The organism is Arthrobacter sp. DualSoilB13 (assembly GCF_055389195.1).
In genome coordinates, this window is record NZ_AP035865.1 from 1,754,489 (window position 1) to 1,779,562 (window position 25,074).

Below are 25,074 nucleotides of genomic sequence, written 5' to 3' on the forward strand. Positions count from 1 at the left end.
TAGCACCCCAACGCACCAGGAGGTATCCCCATGGCGTCCAAGAGCAACTGGCCCGGACATACGCCCCTGCCCAAAGGGCTGGCCGCGCCGGCCAGACGGGCGCTAGCGCATGAGGGGATAGAGACGTTGGAGCAGTTGGCCGAGTTCGGCGAGGCCGGGCTGTCCAAGCTCCACGGGATGGGGCCGGTGGCTGTAGCGCAGCTTGAGGATGCCATGGAGGAATCCGGGATCTCGTACGGAACCGGCTAACTGTTCTGCCGAGGAGTTTGTTGCCTTGGGTGACAATCAGCGCCGGGACGCGTATTAGGCTGAATTCATGACTGAATACCGACGCCTTGGCCATTCCGGACTCACTGTCTCAGCTGTAGGGCTGGGCTGCAACAACCTGGGCCGCGCCAATACTCCCACCGAGTCCCAGGAAGGCACGGACGCTGTTGTCCACGCCGCACTCGATGCCGGGGTCACTTTCTTTGACGTCGCCGATGTTTACGGTCGGGAGCCGGGGCTGAGCGAAGTCATGCTGGGCAAGGCGCTGAAGGGGCGCCGTGATGACGTGGTCATCGGCACCAAGTTCGGCATGGACATGCGTGGAGTCAACGGCAACGACTTCGATGCCCGTGGTTCGCGCCGTTACATCGTCAAAGCCGTGGAAGCTTCCCTGCGACGCTTGGACACAGACTGGATCGATCTCTACCAGTTCCACACCCCGGACCCGCGGACGCCCATTGAAGAGACGCTGGGCGCCTTGGATGACCTGGTGTCCAGCGGCAAGGTGCGGTACATCGGCCATTCCAATTTTGCCGGATGGCAGATCGCTGAAGCCGAATATGTGGGGCGGCAGTCAGGTGGCGTCCGTTTCATTTCCACTCAGAACCACTACAACCTCCTGGACCGTCGTGCCGAACTCGAAGTGCTCCCGGCGGCAGGAGCTTTCTCCTTGGGCGTCCTTCCTTACTTCCCTTTGGCTAACGGGCTTCTCACCGGAAAATACTCAGCGGGCAAGGCCCCTGAAGGTTCCCGGTTGAGCCACACGCGCACCAACCTGGTGCACGACGCCGATTGGGAGCAGTTGGGCCGCTTCGGCCAGTTTGCCAAGGAACGGGATATCAGCGAGCTGCAGTTGGCGTTCTCCTGGTTGGCTGCCCAGCCCGGGGTCAGCAGCGTGATCGCAGGCGCCACCCGTCCGGAGCAGATCCGCGAAAACGCCGAGGCCGTGCGCTGGGTACCTGACCAGGAGGATCGCGCGGAGTTGGACGAGATCTTCCCGCGGGCGCCGAAGGTTGCACTCTTCTAGCTCGCTCTGCCATCCCGCCCAGCTACAGGCGTCCCTCTCTCACAAAACAGCCCTTAAACCGGAACGCTCTCTCACTTGCTTGAGGCAAGTGGGAGAGCGTTCCGGTTTAAGGCGCGGGATGTGAGAGAGGGACGGATCAGGCAGGTGCTGATGCGACGCCGGGGGCAAGGAATCGCTTGCCGTTCACCCGCTCGGAAGCGCCCACCCTATCCAGGTACGGCGTGATGCCGCCCAGGAACATTGGCCATCCGGCGCCCATAATGACGCAAAGGTCAATGTCCTCAGGGCCCGCTACGACGCCTTCTTCCAGCATGAGCCCGATTTCTTCGGCCAGAGCGTCCTGCGTACGCCGCAGAACTTCCTCGCCAGTGGACGGGGTGTCGCCGAAGGACATGAGGGCCAGCGTCTCGGCAGGGATGACAGGGGTTCCATCCGGTCCCGGAGCCCAGAGGCTCTTCACGCCGTTGTCGATGAGTTTCTGCAGGTTTTGCGAGACCGGGAACCGCTCGCCGAACGCGGCATGCAAGGACTCCTGGACGTGTTGTGCCACCGGCAGGCCGACCATGGCGCTCAGGGTGAACGGCGACATTGGCAGGCCCATGGGACGCAGTGCACTGTCAGCCACCTCTGCCGGGGTGCCTTCGTCGAACGCGGCGATGACTTCCCCCATGAGGCGGAGCAGGATGCGGTTGACGACGAAGGCGGCAGCATCCTTGACCAGCACGGCAGTCTTCTTGAGCCCCTTAGCCAGTTCGAATGCCGTGGCCAGGACGGCGTCGTCGGTCTTGGGCGCCCTAACGATCTCCAGGAGTGGCATGACGGCTACGGGGTTGAAGAAGTGGAAGCCCACCAGGCGTTCCGGGTGCTTCAGATCCTCTGCCATGGCTGTCACCGACAACGATGAAGTGTTGGTGGCCAGAATGCATTCGGGAGAAACAATGGCTTCAACCTCGGCGAAGACCTGCTTCTTGATGTGCAGTTCTTCGAAGACGGCCTCGATCACGAAGTCGGCGTCGGCAAAGGCTTCCTTGGAGACGGATCCGGTAATGAGCGCCTTGGTCCTGTTGGCGGCGTCGGGCTTGATCCGCTTCTTGGCCAGCATCTTGTCGACTTCGGCGTGGACGTAGGCGACGCCCTTGTCCACCCGTGCCTGATCAATGTCCGTCATAACGACGGGAACTTTCAGCTGCCGGGCGAACAGCAGTGCCAGCTGGCTGGCCATGAGCCCTGCACCCACCACGCCGATTTTGGTGACCGGGCGGGCAAGCTTACGGTCAGGCGCGCCTGCAGGACGCTTGGAGCGTTTCTGGACGAGGTCCAGGAACGCGTACACCGTGGAGCGGAACTCGTCGGTTTGCATGAGCCCCGCGAGGGTCTCGCACTCGAGTTCAGCCGACTCGGCTTGGGTCATGGTGCGGTTGGCCTCCATGACGTCCAGGACCTTGGCCGGGGCGGGAGAGGCGTTGGAGGTCTTGGACTCCACAAAGGCTCGTCCCGCGGTGACCGCCGCAGCCCACCGGCCGGAGACTGCGTCATCGGCGGCATCAACGGCGTTCTTCCTCTCCGGCGTGACGTCGCCGGAGATAACCCGTGCCGCCCACGCCAGCGACTGTTCCACGAAATCGGCGGGTTCGAACATGGCATCGGCCACGCCGAGCTCGAACGCCTGCGGGCCGGTGAGAGTCCGATTGTTGCTGAGGGGGTTCTCGATCATGACCTTGACGGCATTCTCCGGGCCGATCAGGCGCGGCAGGATGTAGACGCCGCCCCATCCGGGCACCAGGCCAATGAACGCTTCCGGCAGGGCCAGGGCGCCGGCACCCGTCGAGACGGTTCGGTAGGTGGACTGCAGGGCGATCTCCAAGCCACCGCCCAAAGCCAGCCCGTTGATGAAGGCAAAGCTAGGAACGCCCAGGTTCGCGAGGGTGCTGTAGACGGCATGGCCAAGCTGTGCCATCCAAAGCCCGTGCTCGCGTTCCTTGAGAGTCTTAACAGCTGAGAGGTCTGCCCCGGCCACCAGGAAGTAGGGCTTGCCCGTGACGCCGACGCCAACGATTTCTCCCCGTGAGGCCCGCTCCTTGAGGTTGTCCAACACCCCTCCGAGTTCCACCAACGTGTTGGGCCCCAGAGTTGTGGGCTTGGAGTGGTCCAAGCCGTTGTCCAAGGTGATCAGTGCGAAGGTGCCGGCACCGCCCGGGAGGGAGATGTCTTGCACGTAGGAGTGGGTCACCACTTCATCGGGGAAGAGAGCGGCGAGTTTCTGGAATTCGGCGGCGCTCATGCGGCGGCTCCTTCGGTGATGGCCGTGGTGGCCTGGTCAGCAGTGAAAGATTGGTATGCGGCGTGGTGGGGGTTTTCCCAGATGACGGTGGCACCCATGCCCAATCCGATGCACATGGTGGTGATGCCATAGCGAACCGAGTGGTCTTCCTCAAACTGCCGAGCGAGCTGGTTCATCAAACGGACGCCCGAGGAAGCAAGTGGATGTCCGACGGCGATCGCCCCGCCATAGCGGTTGACCCGGGGATCGTCATCGGCGATGCCGAAGTGGTCCAGGAAGCTCAGGACCTGGACGGCGAAGGCTTCGTTGATTTCGAAGAGCCCAATGTCCTCGATGCCAAGTCCTGCGTTTTTCAGCGCCTTTTCGGTGGCCGGTACCGGACCGATTCCCATGACCTCGGGTTCAACACCGGCGAAGGCGTAAGAGACGAGGCGCATTTTGACCGGGAGCCCCAGTTCCTCAGCGGCGTCGGCGGAAGCAAGAACAGCCGCTGTAGCGCCGTCGTTCAAGCCAGCGGCATTGCCTGCGGTGACCCGGCCGTGGGCGCGGAAGGGCGTGCGCAATTCGGCCAGGTCCGCAACGGTGGTGCCCGGACGGGGTGGTTCGTCCGTGGTGTGCAGGGCCCAGCCCTGGCCGGGCTTCATGGTGGCTACGGGGACGAGGTCTTGCTGGATCTGCTCATTGGAGTACGCGGCGGCGAGCTTGGCCTGGGAGGCGGCGGCGTAGGCGTCTGTGCGGTCTTTGGTGATGGCCGGGAAGCGGTCATGCAGGTTCTCCGCGGTGTTACCCATGTTCAGCGCCGCGGGATCCACCAGGCGCTCGGACATGAACCGAGGATTGGGATCGGCGCCTGCGCCCATGGGGTGGTTGCCCATGTGTTCCACGCCGCCTGCGATGACGACGTCGTAAGCGCCGAAGCCGATGCCGCTCGCCGTCGTCGTTACTGCCGTCATGGCACCTGCGCACATGCGGTCGATCGCGAATCCGGGTACTGAGCGGGGGAGTCCGGCCAAGAGTGCCGCTGTGCGGCCGATGGTGAGGCCCTGGTCCCCGGTCTGGGTGGTGGCGGCGATGGCGACCTCGTCGATCCGGTCCGCGGGAAGAGAGGGATTGCGTCGCATCAGCTCGCGGATGCACTTCACCACGAGGTCATCGGCGCGGGTACCCGCGTAGATGCCTTTCTCGCCGGCTTTGCCGAAGGGTGTACGCACGCCATCGACGAAGACGACATCGCGGACGTTTCTCTGAGCACTGCGGGATGGACTCATGTATTAACTCCTCGTTGAGACATGGCGCCGAATCCCGCATCGCGGGCCCTTCGGCTGGCATTGATGCAATGTTACTCGTGGGTAACTTAGCATGCAAGGTCCGCCCGGGTCCGTGTCCTTGGGACGCGAAAGGCCTGCCGCCACGAACCACGGTTCGCGGGGGCAGGCCTCACATCGGGAAGGAGCTTAGCCGGCATTGCCGGAAGAGTGCGCGTCCGTGGGCGCTTTGGCTTCCTTGGCCTTGCTCTCTTTGGCGGGAAGCGGGGCGGGGTTCAAGCACGCTTCAGTGAGTATGGGAGCCGCGAAGGAGATCTGCCATTCCCGGGCGCCCAGGGACCGCAGTTCCTCAGCGACGGATTCCAGGGAGATGTCGGCCGGAGGACGCCAGGTGACCCGCCGCAAATAATCCGGTGTCAGCAGGTTCTCCACCGGCAGCTTCAGCTCATCGGCCTTGGCCTGAAGGGCCGGCCTGGCGGTGGCAAGACGAGCCGCAGCCTCGGGATCCCGATCCACCCAGACCCTGGGTGGGGGCGGAGCGTTGGTGGGCAGGTGGAGGGGCGGGAGGTCAGTGAGTGTCCGGGCATTGGTGATGCAGCGCAGCCAGCGTGGGGCTTCCCTTTGAGCTGAGCGTCCGTGGAAGCCCTTGGTGGCCAGCAGTTGAGGCACCGTGGTGGGCATGGCCTTGGCTGCGGCCACCAGTGCGGAGTCCGGGATGAGGCGGCCGGGCGCTACGTCGCGTTTGCGCGCCAGTTGGTCCCGCTCCAGCCACAATTCACGGACAGCGGCCAGTTGCCTGCGGTCGCGTATCTGGTGGAGACCGGAGGTTTTCCGCCAAGGATCCACGCGCGGGGCCGACAGGCCAGCGGCAAGTATTCCTGCGAACTCCTGTTCGGCGTATTCGAGCTTGCCGTCGGCTTCCAGTAACTCGATGAGTTCCTCCCGGAGCTCCGCGAGGACTTCGACGTCGAGGGCTGCGTAACGCAGCCAGGGCTCCGGCAAGGGGCGCGTGGACCAATCGGCCGCGGAGTGTTCCTTGGCCAGGCCAAAGCCGAGGAGTTGTTCAATAACTGCGGCAAGTCCAACCCGGGGGAGTCCCGCAAGGCGGGCGGCTAGTTCGGTATCGAAGAGTTTGTCAGGCCACATGCCGAGTTCCGAGAGGCAAGGGAGATCCTGGGAGGCCGCGTGCAGGATCCATTCGACGCCGCGGAGGGCGTCATTGATGATGTTCAGGTTCTCGAAGGGCTCTGGATCTATGAGCCAGGTTCCGGCACCTTCGCGACGGATCTGTACCAGGAAAGCCCGCTGGCCGTAACGGAACCCGGATGCGCGTTCCGCGTCCACTCCGGCAGGACCCGTTCCGGCCGCGATGGCGGCTGCGCACCGCTCCAGCCCTGACAGGGTGTCGATGACCACGGGTACCCCTTCGCGGGGAGTATCGAGATCGATAATTTCAGGGACGTGGCTGTCGAAGCCGTCTACCTTTATGTGGGTGGTGGGATCAGCAACCGGATCGCCGGCCGTGGTGTTTTCCGGATATTCAGGGGTCATGGTGGCTTAAGCTTACCGATTCCGGCCGCAGTAGGGCGTTGCCGGTCCATTGGGGGTACCCGATGATGCGTTTGTCACAGTCAATTGAGTCTCCTGTTGGGTAATCCGGTGACCCCTGGTGGCAGGGGTGGCAAGCCCGCGAAGGTGCAGACCATGTCGGACCAGGCTTCGAGGTGGGCTTGGACATCCTGGCTGGCGGGTGTCCAGGATGCCCGCAGTTCAATGTCTATGGTGTCCGGCCGCTCAGCCAGGGTGCCGAAGCTTTCGGAAAGAATTCTTGTCGCCGTGCCACCGGCAGCGCGGTAGGGCGCGGCGTGGTTCTCCAAGGCGTCCACCAGCCACGTCCAGGCAACGGAGCCAAGCATGGAGTCGTTTCCCATCTCAGCGTCCATTTGGGCCCGAATGTACGTGACGATGCGGAACTCCCCTTCCCAAACGGCGGAACCGTCGGGGTCGTAGAGGAGGATGAAGCGGCCGGTAGCGAGTTCGTCGTCCTCTTCGCTTGAGGGGCTGGTGCCCTGGCTCGCAGCGAAGGCCTTGGCTGCTGGTCCGTGCACGGGAACCCGGCGGGTGGCGGCAGTAGGGCTGAATACCTCAGCTCCCAGTGCAACTGCGTAGGGAGCCAGCCGGGCAGGAGCGGGGATCTCGTCAAGCCGCAGCTCGCTACGGCATTGTGCTTTTCGTAGTGATCCCAAGGCGAAGAGAAACTCCGAGGGAACCTGTGCGAGGGCGTTCACCATCGCAGATTATGTGTCCGGGACGGCGAATCTGTGCAGGCTCGCCGCCCCGGGTTGCAGGTGTTATGTGTTAGGCCAGCTCGCGTCGGATCGCCGCTACGAAGGCATCGATGTCCGCCTCCGTGGTGTCGAACGAACACATCCACCGCACTTCGCGGCGGGCAGCGTCCCAGTCGTAGAAGGCGAAGGACTCCCGCAGCTTGTCCGCCACGCCTTCGGGAAGTATGGCGAAGACCCCGTTGGACTGTGTTGCCTGGGTTGGCTCCACGCCGTCGATTTCCTCAACGGCTGTCCTTAGGCGGGCGGCCATGGCGTTGGCGTGGGCGGCGGAACGCAACCACAGGCCATCCTCCAGGAGGGCGATGAACTGGGCTGAGATGAAGCGCATCTTCGAGGCCAGCTGCATGTTCATTTTGCGCAGGAACTTCAATCCGTCGGCGGCTTCCGGGTTCAGTGCCACCACCACTTCGCCGAAAAGCAGGCCGTTCTTGGTGCCGCCGAAAGAGAGGATGTCCACGCCGGCATCGCGGGTGAAAGCGCGAAGGGGGACATCCAGGTGGGCGGCAGCGTTCGCCAGCCGGGCACCGTCCATGTGAAGCTTCATGCCCTTCGAGTGCGCATGGTCGGCGATGGCCCGCACTTCATCCGGCGTATAGCAGGTCCCGAGTTCAGTGGTTTGGGTGATGGAGACCACCAGCGGCTGGGCGCGGTGTTCGTCGCCCCAGCCCCAGGCCTCACGGTCGATCAGCTCAGGAGTGAGTTTGCCGTCGCCGGTGGGAACCTGCAGGAGCTTGATGCCGCCCACCCGCTCCGGTGCACCGTTTTCATCCATGTTGATGTGCGCTGTGGAGGCGCAGATCACTGCACCCCAACGGGGGAGGAGGGATTGCAGGGCAAGGACGTTGGCACCGGTGCCGTTGAAGACCGGGAACGTCTCGATGCCGGGGCCGAACTGCTGCTCCAGCACCTCCTGCAGCCGTGCCGTGTACACATCCTCGCCGTAGGAGACCTGATGTCCGCCGTTGGCGGTTGCCAGCGCTGCGAGGATCTCCGGGTGCACGCCGGAATAGTTGTCGGATGCGAATCCGCGAACCGCAGGATCATGCAGTTGAGCAGGATCATGCAGTTGAACCGGGCCCGGGGTGTCCGTGGCGCCGTGGATTGCCTCTGTTGTGCTCGTCACTTGTTCATTCACGCTTTCAAGTCTATTTGGGCCGGCAGGATTCTATGTGGCCAGCAGGATGCGCTGGCCGTTGAGGGCTGCGGCCGGTTGTTCAAAGAGTTCGACGGCGGCAGTCGCCAGTTCTTCAACATCAGTGAAGCCCGGGAACCGCCTTTCGGGATGGGCCTGCCGCATGGCGGCGTCAACGAGGGCTTTCACCACAAAAATCACCGCTGCACTGTGCTGCTCGGTACTGTGCTGCTCGGTGCTGTGCTGCTCGGTGCTGTGCTGCTCGGTGCTGTGCTGCTCGGTGGGAGCATCAGTATTTCCGGTGTTGCCGCTTTGCGCCCGCCCGAAGCCGTCGGCTACGGCCAGGGTCCAGGCTTCCGCGGCTGCCTTTGCCGCAGCGTAGCTTGCGGCCGCAGCTGTGGGGGAAGCCGCGGTAGTTGATGACACCATGGCCAGCCGGCCGTGTGCAGATGCTTCGAGTTGGCTATAGAAGACCCGGGAGACGTTCCGCAGCGTGGTTACAGCGCTGCGCTCCATGGCCTCCCAATCCTCGTCGGTTTGGTCTTCGATGCCCTTTGCTCCGCGCCAACCGCCCACCAAGTGGATGACGCCGTCGACGCCTTCAACACCGAGCCCGGTGAGAGTGGCCGCGAGGTCCCTTACGGACTCCAGGTTGGCGAGATCGCAGACCAAAGGTAGCGCCGCATTGCCTGCTTGGGCGGCAGCGGCCTTGATCCGGGCTTCGTCCGAGCCCACAGTGAGCACCCTGTGACCGGCGGCCCCCAAAGCGCGCGTCACGGCGATGCCGGAAGCGCTGCTTCCGCCGGTCACAAGGATAGTCAGTGTGGTCATCAGGCCGCAGTCGCGCCCGTGATGCCCGTGGTGGAGTCAATGATGGGGCGCATTTTCTTCTCCAGTGCTTCATAGAACATGGACAGGGGGAATTCGTCGTCCAGCACCTGGTCCGTGAGGCCGCGGGGCGGGCCATCCAAAGGAAGTGCTTCCGGACCCTTGGCCCATACGGACGCCGGGTGGGGAGTCACAGTGCTCGAAATGAGCTCGTATGCCGCAAGCCAGTGGGCAGCCTTCGGGCGGTCGATGGAGCGCCAGTACAGCTCTTCGATTTTGGCGCCGAGTTCCACCACCACCGCGGCAGCTTCGTCCCAGTCGATGGAGAGTTTGCTGTCCGTCCAGTGGAGAACGTGGTGCTGGTGCATCCAAGCGAAAAGGAGCTGGCCGCCCAGGCCGTCGTAGTTGCGCACACGGCTGCCGGTGATGGCAAACCGGAAGATGCGGTCGAAGATCACTGCATACTGGACCAGCTTCGCATGCTTGCGGGCATCGGGATCGGCCTCTTCGTCCTTTTCAATGCGCACGGATTCACGGAACGCGGTCAGGTCGCAGCGCAGCTCCTCGAGGGAGTACAGGAAGAACGGCATGCGCTGCTTGATCATGAACGGATCGAAGGGGAGGTCGCCGCGCATATGGGTGCGGTCGTGGATCAGGTCCCACATGACGAACGTACGCTGGGTCAGTTCCTGATCCTCGATCAGCTCCGCTGCGTCCTCGGGAAGTTCCAAGGACGTGGTTGCCGCAGCGGCCTTGAGTACGCGGCGGAACCGGGCGGCTTCACGATCGGCGAAGATGGCACCCCACGTGAACGTAGGCGTCTCACGGACTGCCACCGTCTCCGGGAAGAGCACGGCCGAGTTGGTGTCGTAGCCCGGAGTGAAGTCCACAAAGCGGATGGGGACGAAGAGCCTGTTGGAGTATTCGCCTGCTTCCAGGCCGCCAATGAACTCGGGCCAGATGACCTCGATCAGGACTGCTTCGACCAACCTGTTGGTGCTGCCGTTCTGTGTGTACATGGGGAAAACAACCAGGTGTTGCAGGCCGTCAACGCGCTGCTCCTGGGGCTGGAACGCCTGAAGGGAGTCCAGGAAGTCCGGTACCCCGAAGCCTCCTTGAACCCAGCGGCCGAAGTCTTCCACCAGGAGCTCCAGGTAGCGGGCATCGTGAGGGAAATGCGGTGCCAGGGCCGAGATGGAGTCTGTAATAGTGGACACCAGGCTTGCCGCCTCGGGGTGCACTGCGGAATCGGCGATGGAGCCGTCCTGTTCCTGGAGCGCCTGAAGGGCGGTGGCTGCTGCCTTCAAGGACATCCACTCAGCGTCGTCGGCGGTGACGCGCTGGGCGATAACGGTGGTGATAGTGGTCATGGAGCTCGGCCCTTTCGAAGAGGTAATTGCTTCTGGGCCGAGCGTAGCAAGCGGGAAGCGTTGCTAATCCAAGAATGGCGTGAGCGTAAGAAACTCTTGGCCATTGGGTGGGTCGGGGCCGGTTGAGGCCTAGTTCTCTTCCGGCGTCACCAGACGCAACGAGACGGAGTTGATGCAGAATCGCTGGTCCGTAGGCGTTCCATAGCCCTCACCCTCGAAAACGTGTCCCAAGTGTGAATCACAATTAGCGCAGCGCACTTCCACCCGATCCATACCCATAGTGCGGTCGTGAAGATACCGGACGGTGCCCTCTGCCAGTGGGGCCCAGAACGACGGCCAGCCGCAATGGGAATCAAACTTCTCCCGGCTGGTAAACAACCGGCTGCCACAGGCGCGACACTGGTAGACCCCTTCGGTGTGGGTATCCCAGTACTCACCCGTGTACGGCCGCTCGGTGCCTGCCTGCCGAAGCACCCGGTACTCTTCGGGCGTCAACTCCTCGCGCCACTGGGCATCGCTCTTTTCCACGGGAACGGCAGCCCCCTCGGGCGCGGAAGTTGTGTTGCTGGTGTTCTCAGGAGTGTTCATGTCTAATGCAACGCTTACGAGTCGCCGATAAATCCCGAGCCCGCATACAAGTGCAGGACCGGAAGGCCCAGCTGGTCCTGTGCCTTATTGGCCCAGTCAGTGTGGAACGTGTCCGCAATCGCATGGGGCCGGGTAATGACCACAGCCTGGGCAGCATCCACCGCCCGGACTTTTGCCACCAAGCCGGCCACGGCACCGCCGTCGACGACCTCGCCGGTAACGCCTCCACCCAAGCCGGCCAGCGCCGCAAGCGATGCTGCCAGTGTCTCGGAGGCCTCCGCACGTTCAGCCTCAGGATCCGGGTGCTGCGCAGTGAGCTCCCGGAACGCCTTGGCAATATCCAGCAGCGACAGATTTTCCAGGAAATCCACCAGAAGGTGCCGTTCAGTATTGGAGGGAACCAAGACAATAAGAGGCGCATCACCGCCGTCGAGCAGTTTGGCGATATTAACGCGGTCGTCGGGGCCGAGGGGCTCTTCAGTCAGGATGACGATGGGATCACTCATGACTACAGCGTAGTCCCGGCGAACCGCAGACCGCAGACTTTGCAACGCTGACTCGCGCGAATCAATCCCCTCACGGAACGCCGCGCTACCCACACCTGCACCACGCCGCGCCGGGGACCAGCAACAATGGAACCATGGCATCGACTACCCCGCCAGCGAGCGACGCTGCAGACAAGAAACTTTCTCTCCGCACCAAATGGGCCATCGCCGGCTTCCTGGCGGGCGGCACCCTCGCCAGCCTGGTGGGGGCGGGGTCCTCGGCGCTCGCGGTGTACTTCGCCCGCCGCGTCATCACCCCTGCCGCCCGGCACGAAGACCAGGAAGTCCTGGCCGTGATCCGTGGCGACAAGGGGCAAGGCGACAAAGGACAACAGGTTATCCTGGCCGCCACGCCGGACAGCACTATTGACGGCGTGTTCAGCCTGTTCTTCTCCGGTGGCAAAGGCCACGCCAGGATAGGCCGGATCGTGTCCTATTCGCCCGCCGAACAGACCGTGCTGCGCGAGGTTGAGGAAGTTTACAGCGGCAACATCTCGGAGGCGCGCCGTGCATGGTGGAGCGGGGCTACGTATCCGGATCCTGCCGCGATCGGTCTGGCGGCCGAGGATGTGGACATAGAGATCGACGGCGGGGCGGCACCTGCCTGGCTGATCCGCGCCGAAGCGTCGGCAGCGGCGCCGGTCTGCGCCATCATGGTCCATGGTCGCGGAGCAACGCGCCTTGAGGGCCTCCGTGCCGTCCGCACCGCGCGCGAACTCGGCATGGACAGCCTGCTGATCTCCTACCGCAACGACGGCCTGGCTCCTTCCGCGCCGGACGGGCGGTATGGCTTGGGCTCTACGGAATGGCGCGACGTTGAGGCCGCCATCGAGTACGCGCTGGACCGGGGTGCCCAGGAGATCGTTCTGTTCGGCTGGTCCATGGGTGGGGCCATCAGCCTGCAAACAGCGGACCTGTCCAAGCACCGCCACCTCATCCGTGCCCTGGTGCTGGACGCGCCGGTCATTAATTGGGTCAACGTGATGGCCCATCACGCTGAGATGAACAAAATTCCCTACAACGTGGGCCGCTACGGGCAGATGATGCTAAGCCACCCCCTGGGGCGCAGGCTGACCGGGCTATCGGCACCTGTGGACTTGAAAGCCATGGACTGGGAAGCCCGCGCAGTTGAGCTGCGGACTCCCACCCTGCTGATCCATAGCGTGGACGACGACTACGTGCCCTTTGGCCCGTCCGCCAGTCTCGCGGAAAAGAACCCCGAGATGGTCACGTTTGAACCCTTCGACGGCGCCCGGCACACCAAGGAGTGGAACGTCGATCCCGAACGGTGGGAGCGCCTGGTCCGGGCGTGGCTGCAGAGGCAACTGGCTCCCCGGAACAACCCGGGACAGCCCGGCGCCACTGGATAGTCCGGCACCACTGGGTAGTTCGGCTCAGGGGCGGGGTAGTCCGGCTCAGGGGCGGGCTTTTGGCGGTGAGGGGTCAGCCTCGATGTTTCTCGCTGGTGCCAATGGGAGCGGTGATGGCCTCGGTGAGCCGGATCAGGTCCGCCGGGCCCAGCTCAATATCCAGTCCGCGGCGGCCTCCTGAGACGAGGACGGTGGTGAAAGCCAAGGCGGACTCGTCAACCACCGTGGGAGAGCTCTGCCGCTGCCCCAGTGGCGAGATGCCTCCCAGAACATATCCCGTGCGTCGTTCCGCCGTGCGAGGGTCCGCCATGACGGCCTTCTTGGAACCGAGAGCTGCAGCTACCGCCTTCAAGTCCAGGTTCCCGGATACCGGAACGATGGCCACTGCCAAGCGGCCCTCAACCTCGACCATGAGAGTCTTGAAAACCCGGTCCGGATCGATGCCCAGAACTTCAGCGGCCTCCAGACCGTAACTGGCTGTCCCGGGATCGTGGGCGTAGGGGTGCAGCACATACGGAACGCCGGCCGCTGCAAGTGCTGCAGTTGCCGGCGTTCCCTGTGAAGCCGTTTTCTTGGCCATCGCGTGGTTGTGTCCCTCAGATTTCCAGCCGGTCAGCTTTCCAACCGGCTGGCAGCTGCTACTTTCCGCTTGATGCGCCCCAGCATGGCGGTCATTCCCCGCATACGCAGGGGAGTGATGGCCCGGGTCAGGCCCAGCAACTCAGGCATATCGTCGGGAACGGCAAGAATTTCCTCAGCCGTCAATCCATCCAAGCCCTCGTGCAGAACCCCTGCGAAGCCCCTGGTTGTGGGTGCTTCCTGAGGAGCTTTGAAGAAGAGCCGGTAGGCGCGGGCGCCGCCGTCGGGGTTTTTCTCGGACTCGATAGTGAGAAACAACGGTGACTGGCACTCCACAACCTGTTCCAGCAGCTCAGGGTGGTCCTTCAAGCGCTCCGGAAGGTCCGGCAAGCCCCTCGAAAATTCGAGAAGGAGTTGCAGGCGGTCAGGCTCCGTCAGCGCCTGGAAGTCATCGACGATTTCCGCCAGGGCGGTGGGCAATGTGTTGGTACTCATCACTTCCAGCTTACGCACAACAAGGGGCAATGCATCGTGTGTGCCGGAACACTACGGATGCCTTCACCGAGGATCAATTGCAGAGGTGGCTAGTTGCGGACCAAGGAGGAAGGTACCGAGCCACGCTCAGCACCCTTGACGATGGGAACCCGCACAGCATTGCCCCACTCAGTCCAGGAGCCGTCGTAGTTACGGACGGAGTCGAATCCCAGCAAGTATTTCAGCGCGAACCACGTGTGGCTGGAACGTTCGCCGATCCGGCAGTAAGCCACCACGTCATCCCCGGCCTCCAGGCCAGCCTCGCCAAGGTACAGGGCCTCCAGTTCTTCGCGGCTCCGGTAGGTTCCGTCTTCAGCCGCGGCGCGTGCCCAAGGGATGGATGCGGCCGTGGGAATGTGGCCGCCGCGCAGGGCGCCCTCCTCCGGGTATGCCGGCATGTGCGTGCGCTGTCCCGTGTATTCCTCAGGGGAGCGGACATCAATGAGGGGGTTGCCCAGGTGTGCCAGGACATCTTCCTTGAATGCCCGGATGGGAGCATCGTTGCGCTCCACCTCCGGGTATCCACCAGCGGCGGGCTGGGGAACGTCGGTGGTCACTTCGCGGCCTTCGGCGACCCACTTGTCCCGGCCGCCATCAAGAAGGCGGACGTCCTCGTGGCCGAACAACGTAAAGACCCAGAGTGCGTAGGCAGCCCACCAGTTGGACTTGTCGCCGTAGATGACCACGGTGCTGTCGCGGGAGATGCCCTTGGAAGCAGCGAGGGCGGCAAAAGCGGCGCCATCAACGTAGTCGCGGGTGACCTCGTCATTCAGGTCCGTGTGCCAATCGATTTTGACGGCGCCCGGGATGTGGCCTGTTTCGTAGAGGAGAACGTCTTCGTCGGACTCGACAACAACAAGCTTGCCGTCGGCAATGGCGCCGTCGGCGATGGCTGCCGCGAGCCACTCAGTGGACACGAGGCGTTCAGGGTTTGCGTATGCTGCAAACTTTTCGTTCTGTTCAACTGGGTAGGACATGGTGATGGCCTTTCACTGACAACGGTCGGAGCCAGGCCGTGGGAGGTGGTGCAGGTGCCGGCCGGGCGTGCTCCAACACTAACCACGGGCAGCCAGGAATGCTTCCCAGCGGTCACACGGTGAAACATGGGCTTGGTCACGTGACGGTTTGGCCAGTGTCCGATGCCGGTATTCTTGCTGGGGACCCAACACCGAAGGAACGGACCACCGTGGTAAAGATCGAACAACTGGCTGCCCGCACACCGGCAGTCTCTGTGGAAGAACTCCTCAAGGGTTTCTACCCGTCTCCTCGATTTGGAGAGGTATCGTTCGACAGCTACCGGCCGGATCCGTCCCAACCGAGCCAGGCTAACGCGGTGAAGCTGCTTTCCGGATTCGCCGACGCCGTGGGATCCGAGGACGGTGGCGGGCTTTTCAAGAAGTTGTTTGCCAAGAAGGCCCCGGCAGCGAGGGCAGGAATCTACCTTGACGGCGGCTTTGGCGTGGGAAAGACACACCTTCTGGCCTCCCTCTGGCACAGGTCGCCGGGGCCCAAGGCGTTCGGTACGTTCGTGGAATACACCAACCTTGTGGGTGCGCTGTCCTTCCGCAAGACAGTGGAAGCCCTCAGCAGCTACAAGCTGGTGTGCATCGACGAATTCGAACTTGATGATCCGGGCGACACCGTGCTCATGTCCAGGCTGATGCGTGAACTGGCCGACGCCGGCGTGAAGCTGGCAGCGACGTCCAACACCCTCCCCGGATCACTGGGGGAGGGACGCTTCGCTGCCGTGGACTTCCAGCGCGAAATACAGGTTCTTGCGGATCAGTTTGACGTAGTCAGAATCGACGGCGAAGACTTCCGTCACCGAGGCTTGCCCGCGGCCCCCGCGCCGCTCAAGACCGAAGAGCTCAAGCACCGGATGCGTGCCGAGTTCGACGGAAAGACCGTGGCCGTTGATGATTTCCGTACGCTCGTCAACCACCTGGCCGCAGTCCACCCCAGCCGCTACCGCCAGCTCATTTCCGGCGTGGAGGCCGTGGTGTGGAGCGACGTCGAAACGATCACCGAACAGGCTGTTGCGCTCCGCTTCGTGGTACTGGCGGACAGGCTCTACGACAAAGATGTGCCGATCCTGGCCAGTGGGGTACCGTTCGACCAACTGTTCACCGAAGAGATGATGACCGGTGGTTACATGAAGAAGTACTTCCGTGCCGTGTCCAGGCTGACGGCTTTGGCACGCGAAGCCCAAAACCACGAGCCTGCCTGATTCAGGCCTGCTGCGCGATTCAACCCTTCTGAACAGGTTCGCGGCTCTTCAGCATCCAGCGAACCGCTATGCCGCCTGCCAAGGCCCAGAAAGCAGCGCCGATCCCGGCAACGCTCAACCCTGAGGCTGCCAGCAGGAAAGTGATGCAGGCCGGGATGCGTTCCTCGGCTACCGCCAGTGCTGATGAGATGGACGAAGCCAGCGTTCCCAAAAGAGCGAGCCCTGCAACGGTTTCCAGGAGTCCGGGCGGGGCGGCAGCCACCAGGGTGACCAGGGCGGCGGAGGCAGCGGCCAGCACCAGATAAGCGATGCCTGAGACGAACGCGGCGATCCAGCGCCTGCCATGGTCCTTTCCGGCCTCTTCACCAGCAGCCAGGGCTGCGCTGAGGGCGGCCAGGTTGATCGCATGGCCACCGAAAGGTGCTCCGGCGATCGTTCCAGCTCCCGTCACGAGCATGGACGGCCGCCACGGCGTGGTGTACCCAAAGGATTTGAGGACCGCGACGCCGGGAATGTTCTGTGACGCCATGGTCACGATGAAGAGCGGGAGCGCCAGTCCTACCGCGGCTCCGACGGTAAATGCAGGCGTGGTCCACTCCAATCTTGGTAGAAGACTGCCACCGGATACCTGAACACCGGTGGTTGAGATGTGGATGCCGATGACAGCCAGGGCGACCAGCAGCGATGCCGGAACCGACCACCGTGGTGCGAATTTCATCAGGATCACCCAGCACAACACCACCGGCGCGATGAACAGGGGCGCTGATCCCAAAGATTTGAAGGGTGCAAGGCACAAGGGCAGCAGCACCCCGGCGAGCATCGCCTGCGCCAAAGCCGTAGGGATCTTTGCCATGATCCTCCCCAAGACGGGCAACAGTCCCGTGAGGAGAATCAGTACCCCCACCATCAGGAACGCACCCACAGCAGCCGGCCACCCCCCGTCGACCATTCCGGCAGAGGCGAGCAGCGCGGCACCTGGTGTGGACCACGCGAGTGTTACCGGCATCCGGGACCGCCACGACAACCACAAGATGCCCAGTCCAAAGGTGAGGGTCAGCGCCAGCAGGCCGCTGGATGCTTGCGCTTGATTGGCGCCTACGGCCTTCAAACCCGCAATGACCACTGCGAACGAGGACGTGAAACCGACTAAAGCGGTGACAACACCTGCGGTGACAGGCGGGCCCAGCGTCTCCTTAGGGGCGCGGCTTTGGACGGCACGGGTTGAAGCTGAAGGCATAAGGTCCAAAGTACCTGACCTGGTGGAAGTCTCCCGACCGGTTTCGTGGCTGCCGCCTGGGAAACGCCCAACGCTAGGGGCATCGCTTAGACGCCAAGGGCGCCGCTTAAACGCCAAGGGCACCGGTGGCGCCTCTCGGCGGGACCGGTGCCCCCTTGACGTATCTGGTACGGCGGCTCAGGCAGCTACGGCTGCTTCGGCTCATCCGTGACGGGAGCCTGTCCAGGCTGACCGTCGTTCTTGGCCACGAAGTCGGAAGCGGCATTCTGGACTTTGTCGACGTGACCGGCGTACTTGCCGCCCGTCTTCTGATCCACAAAATCCCCGGCCTTTTCGATGCCATTCTTGATGGCTTCTTCGTTGCCTTGAATGAGACCCTGAGCCTTGCCCTTCAGGTCGTCAATTAAACCCACGGGCACCTCCCTTCCATCGCGGAGCCAGTTCGCTCCTCCGCGTCCGACCCTAACACCAGTTCTGCGGGGTGCCAAGGGTTCTGCGGAGGCCTGTGGACGAACTACGCCAACGGCTTACTTTCAACCTTGTGGCGCGGGCTGTTCGGGTTCATGAGGGAGTGCCTGCGGCCATAGGCGAAGTAGATGATCAAGCCGATGACCAGCCATGCGCCGAACCGGACCCAGGTTTCCCAGTGGAGCTGGAACATGAGGAACGCCGATGCCAGGACGCCGAAGGCGGGGACTGCCGGCATGAACGGCAGGCGGAAGGTGCGCGGGGCGTTGGGCTTGGTGTAGCGGAACACGATCACGGAAATGCAGACCACCACGAAGGCAGCCAGAATGCCGATGTTGGTGAGATCGGCAACTTCCTTGATGGGGAAGACTCCGGCGAGGAATGCCGAGGCAACACCGGCGATCCATGTGACGCGCTGCGGGGTTCCGTGCTTGTCAGTCTTGGCGAACCAGCCCGGGAGCAGGCCGTCACGGCTCATGGAGAACCATACGCGGGTGACACCCAGCAGGAAGGTCAGCATCACGGTGAGGATGGACAGGACCGCGAACACCGAAATGATAGTGGCGATCACAGGCAATCCGACGCCGGTGAATGCAGATGCGAAGCCGGCCGTGGGATCAATGTCCTTGTAGTTCTGCATGCCGGTGAGTACGAGGGTTGCGGCAACGTACAGAAGCATTGCGACGATCAGCGACAGGATGATGGCCTTGGGCATGTGCTTTTTGCCGTCCTTGGCCTCTTCCGCAGCTGTGCTCATGGCGTCATAGCCGAAGACGGCGAAGAAGACGGTGGCGGCACCGGCCAGGACGGGCCCAAAGCCGCTGGGCATAAACGGGTTGTAGTTCTCGGTGTTGATGTAGAAAATACCCAGCCCGATAATGAACAGAATCAGGATGACCTTGATGGCGACTGCCACCAGTTCAAACCGGCCAAACGCCTTGGTGCCACGGCTCAGGATCCAGGTGACCAGGAGGCAGACAAGGATGGCCGGAAGGTTGATGATTCCGCCCTTGCCCTCATCGGCCGTGGACGTCATCCAGGTGGGCATATGGATTCCGATGCCTGAAAGGAAAGCATCGAAGTAGCCGGAAATGCCGATAGCCACCACAGCCACAATGGCGATGTACTCCAGCAGGAGGTCCCAGCCGATGAACCAGCCGATGATCTCTCCCAGAGCTACATAGCCGTAGGTGTAGGCCGAGCCGGCGCGGGGGATCATGCCGGCAAACTCGGCGTAGGACAGTGCTGCTGCGCCGGAAGCGAGGCCGGCGATGAGGAACGAGAAGAGCACGGCAGGGCCAACGCCGGGGTTGCTCTCGCTGCCATGGGCTACCAGCCCGGCCAGCGAGAAGATGCCGACGCCGATAATTCCGCCGACGCCAATGGCTGTCAGCTGCCAGAGGCCAAGACTTTTGAAAAGCCCGCTGTGTTTGTTTTCTTCCTCGATGTCGTCGATCGGCTTGCGCCTCAGGACGGACTGTGAAGCCGTCTGTTGGTTCATGGGGGTACTCCTGCCGGTGGGCGTGGAACGGTGATGAGCTCGCAGTACATTATGCGAGCCGAATCACATTAGATAAAGCGACTTCTTCTGAGGGGTATCGGTTACTTCCATTAATGAATTGGATATCCGCAAAATCCGGGCATAAAAAAAGCAGCTCCTGGGAGCTGCTTTCTTTATTCTGGAGCGGACGACGAGATTCGAACTCGCGACATCCACCTTGGCAAGGTGGTGCTCTACCAGCTGAGCTACGTCCGCACATGCTGCCTGCCGGGTATAAGCCTGGCTGTCAACAACAAACAAGTTGCCTTGTTTTGGTGGGCGATACTGGGATCGAACCAGTGACCTCTTCCGTGTCAGGGAAGCGCGCTACCGCTGCGCCAATCGCCCGTTACCGGGTCCTTCAATAGGAGAGCGGACGACGAGATTCGAACTCGCGACATCCACCTTGGCAAGGTGGTGCTCTACCAGCTGAGCTACGTCCGCACATGCTGCTTGCCGGGTTGATGCCCGGCCTTCAACAACAAACAAGTTTCCTTGTTCTGGTGGGCGATACTGGGATCGAACCAGTGACCTCTTCCGTGTCAGGGAAGCGCGCTACCGCTGCGCCAATCGCCCATGCATCCAGCCAGCTGCTGGAAGACATAGTTTTCACCGAGGTGGGTACGGGATTCGAACCCGTGTATACGGCTTTGCAGGCCGCTGCCTCGCCTCTCGGCCAACCCACCGTGTAAGCAGATTTCCGAAGAAGTCTTGCCTTGACAGTGCCTTGCGAGCGGACGACGAGATTCGAACTCGCGACATCCACCTTGGCAAGGTGGTGCTCTACCAGCTGAGCTACGTCCGCAGTGTCGTTATCGGCGGGCAGCCTTGCAGGCATTCCGTCGCTTTCCGACGAGTAAAAACTCTATAGGAGGTTCCTGCAAACTCCAAATCGGTAGCTTGCTTTTGATCGCAGTGGCGGCTGGATCCTTGTATTCACGCGGATTTAGGCGAATTTCACCGCTGTAATTTCACTGTTGTAGTTCGAGGGCGGTCTGAACATCAGGATCCGTTTTGCATTCCGGCGATGGTCCGTTAGTGTTTTCTATGCACCCGGGCGATTGGCGCAGTGGTAGCGCGCTTCGTTCACACCGAAGAGGTCACTGGTTCGAACCCAGTATCGCCCACAGCCTGTATGCAATGGTTAAACCCCGTTTTGACTGACCGAGTCGGTCCAAACGGGGTTTTTCCTTGTTCAGCTTGTTTTCCAGTGCAACTCGCGGGCTGCCTGATTTCGGGTTTCTGCGTCACGATTCACGTGCACCCGACACCCATCAGCATGCGCGAACAAGAAGAGCCGGAACCGCTCCCGGCCGTCACGGAAACTGCCTCCCGCCTTGTAGATCTCTCAGTGACCGCGCCGATCCTCGCCGGCAAGCTGGCCAGGCTGCCTCCAGAGCAGCTTGCCGTGATCTTTCCGCGGATGAATTCTGTCGGTCCTCTGTGACACAGTCTTTATATGACTGCTCCACTGCTTGCCCACGCTACTGACTACGGCCGGATGTACGCCCGCTCCACAACTGAGCAATTTTCTGTGCCGTCCATCACCACAGTGATCGGACAACAGGCGCATGCTTTGGACGGTTGGTTCAGTTACATGGGCGCAAGCAGCCTGGCTGCAGATCCTGAGCTTCCGGCCATCCTCGGAAGTCCTGCCAGGATTCGTCAGGCCATCAACAAAGCCTCCAAGGCCGCTGAGGTTTATCGGCATGCAGCTGCAGCACGCGGGGATCGTGTTCATACATACTGCGAACAGGTGGCTTTGCGGGCCATGGGGCGGCCGCACCGTCTGGAAGAATGCCGGGAAGACCTCGCCGCCCATGGAGAACAGGCCTTTGCTGCCCGCTTTGATGAGTGGTGGGAACTCTACCGGGTAGAGCCCCTCGCGCCCGAGATCACGGTGTGGAACAAAACGGTGGGTTATGCCGGAACGTTGGACCTCGTGGCCCGGATCAACGGCCGCATCTGCCTGATTGACTACAAAACCAAAGGCACTACCCGCGACGGTACGGTCAAAGCCTTGGATGACAAAGTGGTCATGCAGCTCGCGGCCGGGATGAAGGCAGAGGAAAGTCTGGTGGATCCTGTTGCAGGTGAATGGGAGCCGTGGAAGTACGGCGATAACCCCATGTTGCTGGCAGTAGCTATCGGCGAGACCGAAGTCAGGCCGCAACGGGCCAATCCGGACATCCTCAAGCACCACTGGTGGAAGTTCTGCGCCTTGCGGCGCGTGTGGGAGATGTCAGCGGACGTTGTCGCGGCCGGACAGCCGTTGCTCCCTATTGCTCCGCCCGTCTTCGCTTCAGCAGGCGCCGCACCTGCAGCAACATGACCTCAACTAAACTGGCCTAGGCCCCGTAACAACCGGAGCCTGGTTTGACGATCGTGAGGACTGACAGCAGATGGCAATTTTGAGTATCCGAATCATCGGGGATCCGGTGCTGCGCACCGTAGCTGACCCCGTCACCGATTTCGGTCCGGAGCTCGCCAAGCTGGTAGCTGATATGACCGAAACCATGGAAGACGTTGAAGGTGCCGGCCTCGCCGCTCCTCAAGTGGGGGTAAGCCAGCGGGTGTTTACGTACCGCATTGGGGGAGTGGAAGGACACATCATCAATCCGGTCCTGGAAAACAGTGAGGATTTCCAGCCGGACGAAGTAGAGGGTTGCCTCTCCATTCCCGGTTTGGGCTTTCCCGTGCGCCGTTACCGGGCTACCAGGGCTACTGGCGTGGACTTGAACGGGAATCCGGTGTCGGTGGAGGCGGAGGGCATGTTGGCCCGTTGTTTCCAACACGAGACAGATCACCTTGACGGCGTCCTCTATACCGACAGGTTGGAAGGAGACGACCGAAAGGCCGCCCTCCGTGCCATCCGGAACGCCAACTATCACGCCATCACGGAGCAAACAACCTCCCAACGCGCCAACTCCGTGGGCTCCAGTTTCGGCGGCGGTAGTTTCGGAGCTCCCGAGTGAGGGTCCTCTTCGCAGGAACGCCCGCTGTGGCTGTGCCGTCGTTGGATGCCTTGGATAAGGCTGGCTTCCAGATAGTTGCGGTCCTCACCCGGCCTGATGCGCCCGTGGGCCGCAAGCGCGTTCTGACGCCTTCGCCGGTTGCTGCACGAGCCATGGAACTTGGTATCGAGGTCATTCGAGCGGCAAAGGTCGACGCGGAAACCACACAGAGAATCGCGGAATTCGCTCCCGACGTCGCCGCAATCGTTGCTTACGGCGGCATTGTTCCCAAGGCCGCGCTGGGTGTACCCACCCACGGCTGGGTCAACCTGCACTTCTCGCTCCTCCCTGCATGGCGCGGTGCGGCGCCCGTGCAAAGATCCATCATCGCGGGCGATGACGTCAGCGGGGCGGCTACTTTCCAGCTTGAAGAAGGCCTGGATACCGGGCCTGTATTTGGCACACTCACAGAAACAGTTCGTCCTGAAGATACCGCGGGTGATCTGCTCGAGCGCCTGTCCATCAGTGGCGCGGTACTGCTGAGCCAGACCCTTTCCGCCATTGATGCCGGGCAGGCTGCTCCTCAGCCGCAGACCGGGGAGATCTCCCTCGCCCCCAAGCTGACGCTCGACGACGGTCGTCTCGACTGGCAGCAGCCGGCCCTTGCCTTGAACCGCCGGGCGCGAGGAGTTACCCCTGAACCCGGAGCATGGACAACCTTGGACGGCCAGAGGGTCAAACTTGAACCCGTGACTCTCCGGCCCGATATCAAGGATCTTCCGCCGGGGAGCATCAAGGTGGACGGCAAGTCGGTTCTGGTAGGTACCGGTTCCCATGCAGTGGAGCTTGGCCGGATCCAACCGGCCGGTAAGAAAATGATGTCGCCTGCCGATTGGGCGCGCGGCCTGGCAACACCCGAGAGAGTGGTATTCGAATGAGCGAGTCCGGCCGGCGAGGCCCCAACAACAGCGGGAGCCGGGACGGCGGCGGGGCGGGCAACCGGGACTCACAGGGTAACCGTGGCGCCCGCAGCGAAAGCAAACGCAACGCGCAGGGCCGGGAACGGAACAGGGGACCGCAAAGGGGTTTTACCAATAACGCTCCTTCGCAACGCACACGTCGCGCTGATCCAGCCCGGCTCGTGGCCTTTGAAGTTCTTCGGGCGGTTGCCTCCGAAGACGCCTACGCAAACTTGGTGCTGCCGGCACGTATCCGCGAGCACCGCCTGGACCGGCGCGATGCTGGCTTCGCCACTGAATTGAGCTACGGGGCTTTGCGCGGGCAGGGTACCTACGATGCCATCCTGGCCCGTTGTGTGGACCGTCCCTTGGAGCAACTGGATCCGGCCATCCTGGATGCGCTGCGAATCGGCGCCCACCAGCTGCTCTCCATGCGTGTTCCGGCGCACGCAGCGCTGGATCAGACCGTCGGCCTGGCACGCGCCGTCATCGGAGCCGGACCATCGGCCCTCATCAACGCCGTACTTCGCAAGGTCACTGCCCACACCATGGGCGAGTGGCTGGAGATCGTGCTGGATGACGAATCCGACGAGACCAAAATTGCTGCCCTGCGCCACGCCCACCCGGAATGGATTGTCCGTGCACTCCGCCAATCCCTGGTGAACCACGGTCGCCCCAAATCCGAGATTGATGCGCTCTTGGAGGCCGATAACGCGGCCCCGGTGGTTAACCTGGTGGCGTTGCCCGGTCTTGGAAACCTGGATGAAGCTTTCGATCATGGAGCTACTGCAGGTGAGCTGGTGGAAGATTCAGCTCTTTCAGCCGGCGGGGACCTGGGCCGTTTTGAATCGGTCCGCCGCGGTACTACGCGCGTCCAGGACGTGGGATCCCAGCTGGTTGCCCGTGCTTTGGCTGGAGTTGAGCTGGGCAATTCTCCTGCACAGAGTGAACGGTGGTTGGACTTGTGCGCGGGGCCGGGTGGCAAGGCTGCGCTCCTTGCTGCCTTGGCGCACCGCGACGGCGCTACCCTCCTGGCCAATGAGCCGGCACCGCACCGGGCCAAACTTGTTCAGCAGGCACTCTCAGCTGTGCCGCATGAGGCGTGGACAGTGCGGACCGGCGACGGCCGCGACGTGGGTGCGGAGCAGCCCGAAACTTTTGACCGCGTGTTGGTGGACGTGCCTTGCAGTGGACTTGGTGCCCTGCGAAGGCGGCCGGAATCCCGGTGGCGCCGCTCTCCCGCGGACATCGGTGACCTGGGTCCGTTGCAGCGTGACCTGTTGAAATCCGCGCTTGATGCCGTCAGGCCCGGTGGCGTGGTGGCGTATGTGACGTGCTCGCCGCATCCGGCCGAGACCACAGCCGTTGTTACGGACGTGCTTGCCAAGCGTGAGGACCTTGAACTGCTGGACGCCGGGCAGGCGTTGGACGATGCCAGCCTTACCGGAAATCTTGGTGCAGGTCATGACCTCACGGCCCAGCTGTGGCCGCACGTTCACCAAACGGATGCCATGTTTATGGCGCTCATCCGCAAAAAGCCGTAGCTGCCGTAACT

24 protein-coding genes and 7 tRNA genes are annotated in these 25,074 nt (G+C 62.5%); 10 read left to right on the top strand and 21 right to left on the bottom strand.

What is annotated here, in order from left to right:
• Positions 1-30: 30 nt before the first annotated feature.
• Complete coding sequence (locus ACZ5J0_RS08105) at positions 31-249, top strand: helix-hairpin-helix domain-containing protein (protein ID WP_062068055.1); 219 nt, start codon at positions 31-33, stop codon at positions 247-249.
• A 67-nt stretch (positions 250-316) separates the two neighbouring features.
• Entirely contained in the window at positions 317-1,294 is a 978-nt protein-coding gene (locus ACZ5J0_RS08110; RefSeq protein ID WP_142939461.1) for an aldo/keto reductase, read from the top strand.
• Positions 1,295-1,430: 136 nt separating this feature from the next.
• Here ACZ5J0_RS08110 and ACZ5J0_RS08115 read toward each other — a convergent pair whose 3' ends face one another.
• The 9 genes from ACZ5J0_RS08115 to ACZ5J0_RS08155 form a co-directional block, all read right to left on the bottom strand.
• On the bottom strand, positions 1,431-3,575 hold the full coding sequence (locus tag ACZ5J0_RS08115; RefSeq protein WP_223942321.1) for a 3-hydroxyacyl-CoA dehydrogenase NAD-binding domain-containing protein: 2,145 nt from the start codon (positions 3,573-3,575) through the stop codon (positions 1,431-1,433).
• Positions 3,572-4,843: a thiolase family protein gene (locus ACZ5J0_RS08120; protein ID WP_142939459.1), complete on the bottom strand. Its 1,272-nt coding sequence runs from the start codon at positions 4,841-4,843 to the stop codon at positions 3,572-3,574. The genes ACZ5J0_RS08115 and ACZ5J0_RS08120 overlap by 4 nt, the downstream gene beginning before the upstream one ends.
• 186 nt (positions 4,844-5,029) lie before the next feature.
• Positions 5,030-6,391, bottom strand: coding sequence for an HRDC domain-containing protein (locus ACZ5J0_RS08125; RefSeq protein ID WP_166842008.1), 1,362 nt, complete (start codon positions 6,389-6,391; stop codon positions 5,030-5,032).
• Between the two features lie 80 nt (positions 6,392-6,471).
• The gene (locus tag ACZ5J0_RS08130) at positions 6,472-7,131 is read right to left on the bottom strand and encodes a DUF3000 domain-containing protein (RefSeq protein ID WP_142939448.1); all 660 of its coding nucleotides are present in this window, start codon (positions 7,129-7,131) and stop codon (positions 6,472-6,474) included.
• A 67-nt stretch (positions 7,132-7,198) separates the two neighbouring features.
• Positions 7,199-8,290: a threonine aldolase family protein gene (locus ACZ5J0_RS08135; RefSeq protein ID WP_464094706.1), complete on the bottom strand. Its 1,092-nt coding sequence runs from the start codon at positions 8,288-8,290 to the stop codon at positions 7,199-7,201.
• Between the two features lie 63 nt (positions 8,291-8,353).
• Entirely contained in the window at positions 8,354-9,151 is a 798-nt protein-coding gene (locus tag ACZ5J0_RS08140) for an SDR family NAD(P)-dependent oxidoreductase (RefSeq protein ID WP_464094543.1), read from the bottom strand.
• Positions 9,151-10,518, bottom strand: a complete 1,368-nt coding sequence (locus tag ACZ5J0_RS08145; RefSeq protein WP_142939445.1) for a DUF6421 family protein — start codon at positions 10,516-10,518, stop codon at positions 9,151-9,153. The genes ACZ5J0_RS08140 and ACZ5J0_RS08145 overlap by 1 nt, the downstream gene beginning before the upstream one ends.
• Before the next feature lie 129 nt (positions 10,519-10,647).
• Positions 10,648-11,106: a peptide-methionine (R)-S-oxide reductase MsrB gene (gene msrB / locus ACZ5J0_RS08150; protein WP_142939444.1), complete on the bottom strand. Its 459-nt coding sequence runs from the start codon at positions 11,104-11,106 to the stop codon at positions 10,648-10,650.
• Between the two features lie 14 nt (positions 11,107-11,120).
• On the bottom strand, positions 11,121-11,612 hold the full coding sequence (locus tag ACZ5J0_RS08155) for a hypothetical protein (RefSeq protein WP_026005514.1): 492 nt from the start codon (positions 11,610-11,612) through the stop codon (positions 11,121-11,123).
• Between the two features lie 134 nt (positions 11,613-11,746).
• Here ACZ5J0_RS08155 and ACZ5J0_RS08160 point away from each other — a divergent pair, with 134 nt between their 5' ends.
• The gene (locus tag ACZ5J0_RS08160) at positions 11,747-13,021 is read left to right on the top strand and encodes an alpha/beta hydrolase family protein (RefSeq protein ID WP_142939443.1); all 1,275 of its coding nucleotides are present in this window, start codon (positions 11,747-11,749) and stop codon (positions 13,019-13,021) included.
• Positions 13,022-13,094: 73 nt separating this feature from the next.
• Here the strand turns inward: ACZ5J0_RS08160 and ybaK are convergent, their stop codons facing one another.
• From ybaK to ACZ5J0_RS08175, 3 genes are all read right to left on the bottom strand, one after another.
• Complete coding sequence (gene ybaK / locus ACZ5J0_RS08165) at positions 13,095-13,601, bottom strand: Cys-tRNA(Pro) deacylase (protein ID WP_166842014.1); 507 nt, start codon at positions 13,599-13,601, stop codon at positions 13,095-13,097.
• Between the two features lie 32 nt (positions 13,602-13,633).
• Positions 13,634-14,095 (bottom strand): SufE family protein, encoded by a 462-nt coding sequence (locus tag ACZ5J0_RS08170; RefSeq protein ID WP_187697232.1) that lies wholly within the window; start codon positions 14,093-14,095, stop codon positions 13,634-13,636.
• An 89-nt stretch (positions 14,096-14,184) separates the two neighbouring features.
• Positions 14,185-15,111, bottom strand: a complete 927-nt coding sequence (locus tag ACZ5J0_RS08175) for a sulfurtransferase (protein WP_464094544.1) — start codon at positions 15,109-15,111, stop codon at positions 14,185-14,187.
• Positions 15,112-15,320: 209 nt separating this feature from the next.
• On the opposite strand from ACZ5J0_RS08175, the gene zapE reads away from it, so the two are divergent.
• Positions 15,321-16,361: a cell division protein ZapE gene (zapE, locus tag ACZ5J0_RS08180; protein WP_142939458.1), complete on the top strand. Its 1,041-nt coding sequence runs from the start codon at positions 15,321-15,323 to the stop codon at positions 16,359-16,361.
• Between the two features lie 19 nt (positions 16,362-16,380).
• On the opposite strand, the gene ACZ5J0_RS08185 is transcribed toward zapE, so the two are convergent.
• From ACZ5J0_RS08185 to ACZ5J0_RS08225, 9 genes are all read right to left on the bottom strand, one after another.
• Positions 16,381-17,598, bottom strand: coding sequence for a benzoate/H(+) symporter BenE family transporter (locus ACZ5J0_RS08185; protein ID WP_464094545.1), 1,218 nt, complete (start codon positions 17,596-17,598; stop codon positions 16,381-16,383).
• A gap of 185 nt (positions 17,599-17,783) precedes the next feature.
• The gene (locus tag ACZ5J0_RS08190) at positions 17,784-18,017 is read right to left on the bottom strand and encodes an antitoxin (RefSeq protein ID WP_014921420.1); all 234 of its coding nucleotides are present in this window, start codon (positions 18,015-18,017) and stop codon (positions 17,784-17,786) included.
• A gap of 95 nt (positions 18,018-18,112) precedes the next feature.
• Positions 18,113-19,567 (bottom strand): amino acid permease, encoded by a 1,455-nt coding sequence (locus tag ACZ5J0_RS08195; protein ID WP_166842016.1) that lies wholly within the window; start codon positions 19,565-19,567, stop codon positions 18,113-18,115.
• A gap of 179 nt (positions 19,568-19,746) precedes the next feature.
• A tRNA-Gly gene (locus tag ACZ5J0_RS08200) sits at positions 19,747-19,822 on the bottom strand.
• 57 nt (positions 19,823-19,879) lie between these two features.
• A tRNA-Val gene (locus ACZ5J0_RS08205) sits at positions 19,880-19,954 on the bottom strand.
• A 23-nt stretch (positions 19,955-19,977) separates the two neighbouring features.
• Positions 19,978-20,050 (bottom strand) — tRNA-Gly (locus tag ACZ5J0_RS08210).
• A gap of 57 nt (positions 20,051-20,107) precedes the next feature.
• Positions 20,108-20,182: transfer RNA gene (locus ACZ5J0_RS08215), tRNA-Val, on the bottom strand.
• A gap of 39 nt (positions 20,183-20,221) precedes the next feature.
• Positions 20,222-20,292 (bottom strand) — tRNA-Cys (locus ACZ5J0_RS08220).
• Between the two features lie 46 nt (positions 20,293-20,338).
• Positions 20,339-20,411: transfer RNA gene (locus ACZ5J0_RS08225), tRNA-Gly, on the bottom strand.
• Positions 20,412-20,661: 250 nt separating this feature from the next.
• On the opposite strand from ACZ5J0_RS08225, the gene ACZ5J0_RS08230 reads away from it, so the two are divergent.
• The 6 genes from ACZ5J0_RS08230 to ACZ5J0_RS08255 all read left to right on the top strand — a co-directional run bounded on the left by ACZ5J0_RS08230 (position 20,662) and on the right by ACZ5J0_RS08255 (position 25,063).
• Positions 20,662-20,733: transfer RNA gene (locus ACZ5J0_RS08230), tRNA-Val, on the top strand.
• 152 nt (positions 20,734-20,885) lie between these two features.
• A complete protein-coding gene (locus tag ACZ5J0_RS08235) occupies positions 20,886-21,053 on the top strand; it encodes a hypothetical protein (protein ID WP_223942326.1) in 168 nt (55 codons plus the stop codon).
• Between the two features lie 12 nt (positions 21,054-21,065).
• Positions 21,066-21,938, top strand: a complete 873-nt coding sequence (locus ACZ5J0_RS08240; protein ID WP_464094546.1) for a cytochrome — start codon at positions 21,066-21,068, stop codon at positions 21,936-21,938.
• A 70-nt stretch (positions 21,939-22,008) separates the two neighbouring features.
• Entirely contained in the window at positions 22,009-22,581 is a 573-nt protein-coding gene (gene def, locus ACZ5J0_RS08245; RefSeq protein WP_142939436.1) for a peptide deformylase, read from the top strand.
• Positions 22,578-23,498 (top strand): methionyl-tRNA formyltransferase, encoded by a 921-nt coding sequence (gene fmt / locus ACZ5J0_RS08250; RefSeq protein WP_464094547.1) that lies wholly within the window; start codon positions 22,578-22,580, stop codon positions 23,496-23,498. Before def ends, fmt begins: the two co-directional genes overlap by 4 nt.
• Positions 23,495-25,063 (top strand): RsmB/NOP family class I SAM-dependent RNA methyltransferase, encoded by a 1,569-nt coding sequence (locus ACZ5J0_RS08255; protein WP_464094548.1) that lies wholly within the window; start codon positions 23,495-23,497, stop codon positions 25,061-25,063. The genes fmt and ACZ5J0_RS08255 overlap by 4 nt, the downstream gene beginning before the upstream one ends.
• Positions 25,064-25,074 lie beyond the last annotated feature (11 nt).

Bases quoted from the DNA above. Each gene is read 5' to 3' on its own strand.
- ACZ5J0_RS08105 (WP_062068055.1), top strand. From the start codon at position 31: ATGGCGTCCAAGAGCAACTGGCCCGGACATACGCCCCTGCCCAAAGGG.
- ACZ5J0_RS08110 (WP_142939461.1), top strand. From the start codon at position 317: ATGACTGAATACCGACGCCTTGGCCATTCCGGACTCACTGTCTCAGCT.
- ACZ5J0_RS08115 (WP_223942321.1), bottom strand. From the start codon at position 3,575: ATGAGCGCCGCCGAATTCCAGAAACTCGCCGCTCTCTTCCCCGATGAA.
- ACZ5J0_RS08120 (WP_142939459.1), bottom strand. From the start codon at position 4,843: ATGAGTCCATCCCGCAGTGCTCAGAGAAACGTCCGCGATGTCGTCTTC.
- ACZ5J0_RS08125 (WP_166842008.1), bottom strand. From the start codon at position 6,391: ATGACCCCTGAATATCCGGAAAACACCACGGCCGGCGATCCGGTTGCT.
- ACZ5J0_RS08130 (WP_142939448.1), bottom strand. From the start codon at position 7,131: ATGGTGAACGCCCTCGCACAGGTTCCCTCGGAGTTTCTCTTCGCCTTG.
- ACZ5J0_RS08140 (WP_464094543.1), bottom strand. From the start codon at position 9,151: ATGACCACACTGACTATCCTTGTGACCGGCGGAAGCAGCGCTTCCGGC.
- ACZ5J0_RS08145 (WP_142939445.1), bottom strand. From the start codon at position 10,518: ATGACCACTATCACCACCGTTATCGCCCAGCGCGTCACCGCCGACGAC.
- msrB (WP_142939444.1), bottom strand. From the start codon at position 11,106: ATGAACACTCCTGAGAACACCAGCAACACAACTTCCGCGCCCGAGGGG.
- ACZ5J0_RS08155 (WP_026005514.1), bottom strand. From the start codon at position 11,612: ATGAGTGATCCCATCGTCATCCTGACTGAAGAGCCCCTCGGCCCCGAC.
- ACZ5J0_RS08160 (WP_142939443.1), top strand. From the start codon at position 11,747: ATGGCATCGACTACCCCGCCAGCGAGCGACGCTGCAGACAAGAAACTT.
- ybaK (WP_166842014.1), bottom strand. From the start codon at position 13,601: ATGGCCAAGAAAACGGCTTCACAGGGAACGCCGGCAACTGCAGCACTT.
- ACZ5J0_RS08170 (WP_187697232.1), bottom strand. From the start codon at position 14,095: ATGAGTACCAACACATTGCCCACCGCCCTGGCGGAAATCGTCGATGAC.
- ACZ5J0_RS08175 (WP_464094544.1), bottom strand. From the start codon at position 15,111: ATGTCCTACCCAGTTGAACAGAACGAAAAGTTTGCAGCATACGCAAAC.
- ACZ5J0_RS08185 (WP_464094545.1), bottom strand. From the start codon at position 17,598: ATGCCTTCAGCTTCAACCCGTGCCGTCCAAAGCCGCGCCCCTAAGGAG.
- ACZ5J0_RS08195 (WP_166842016.1), bottom strand. From the start codon at position 19,567: ATGAACCAACAGACGGCTTCACAGTCCGTCCTGAGGCGCAAGCCGATC.
- ACZ5J0_RS08235 (WP_223942326.1), top strand. From the start codon at position 20,886: ATGCGCGAACAAGAAGAGCCGGAACCGCTCCCGGCCGTCACGGAAACT.
- ACZ5J0_RS08240 (WP_464094546.1), top strand. From the start codon at position 21,066: ATGACTGCTCCACTGCTTGCCCACGCTACTGACTACGGCCGGATGTAC.
- def (WP_142939436.1), top strand. From the start codon at position 22,009: ATGGCAATTTTGAGTATCCGAATCATCGGGGATCCGGTGCTGCGCACC.
- ACZ5J0_RS08255 (WP_464094548.1), top strand. From the start codon at position 23,495: ATGAGCGAGTCCGGCCGGCGAGGCCCCAACAACAGCGGGAGCCGGGAC.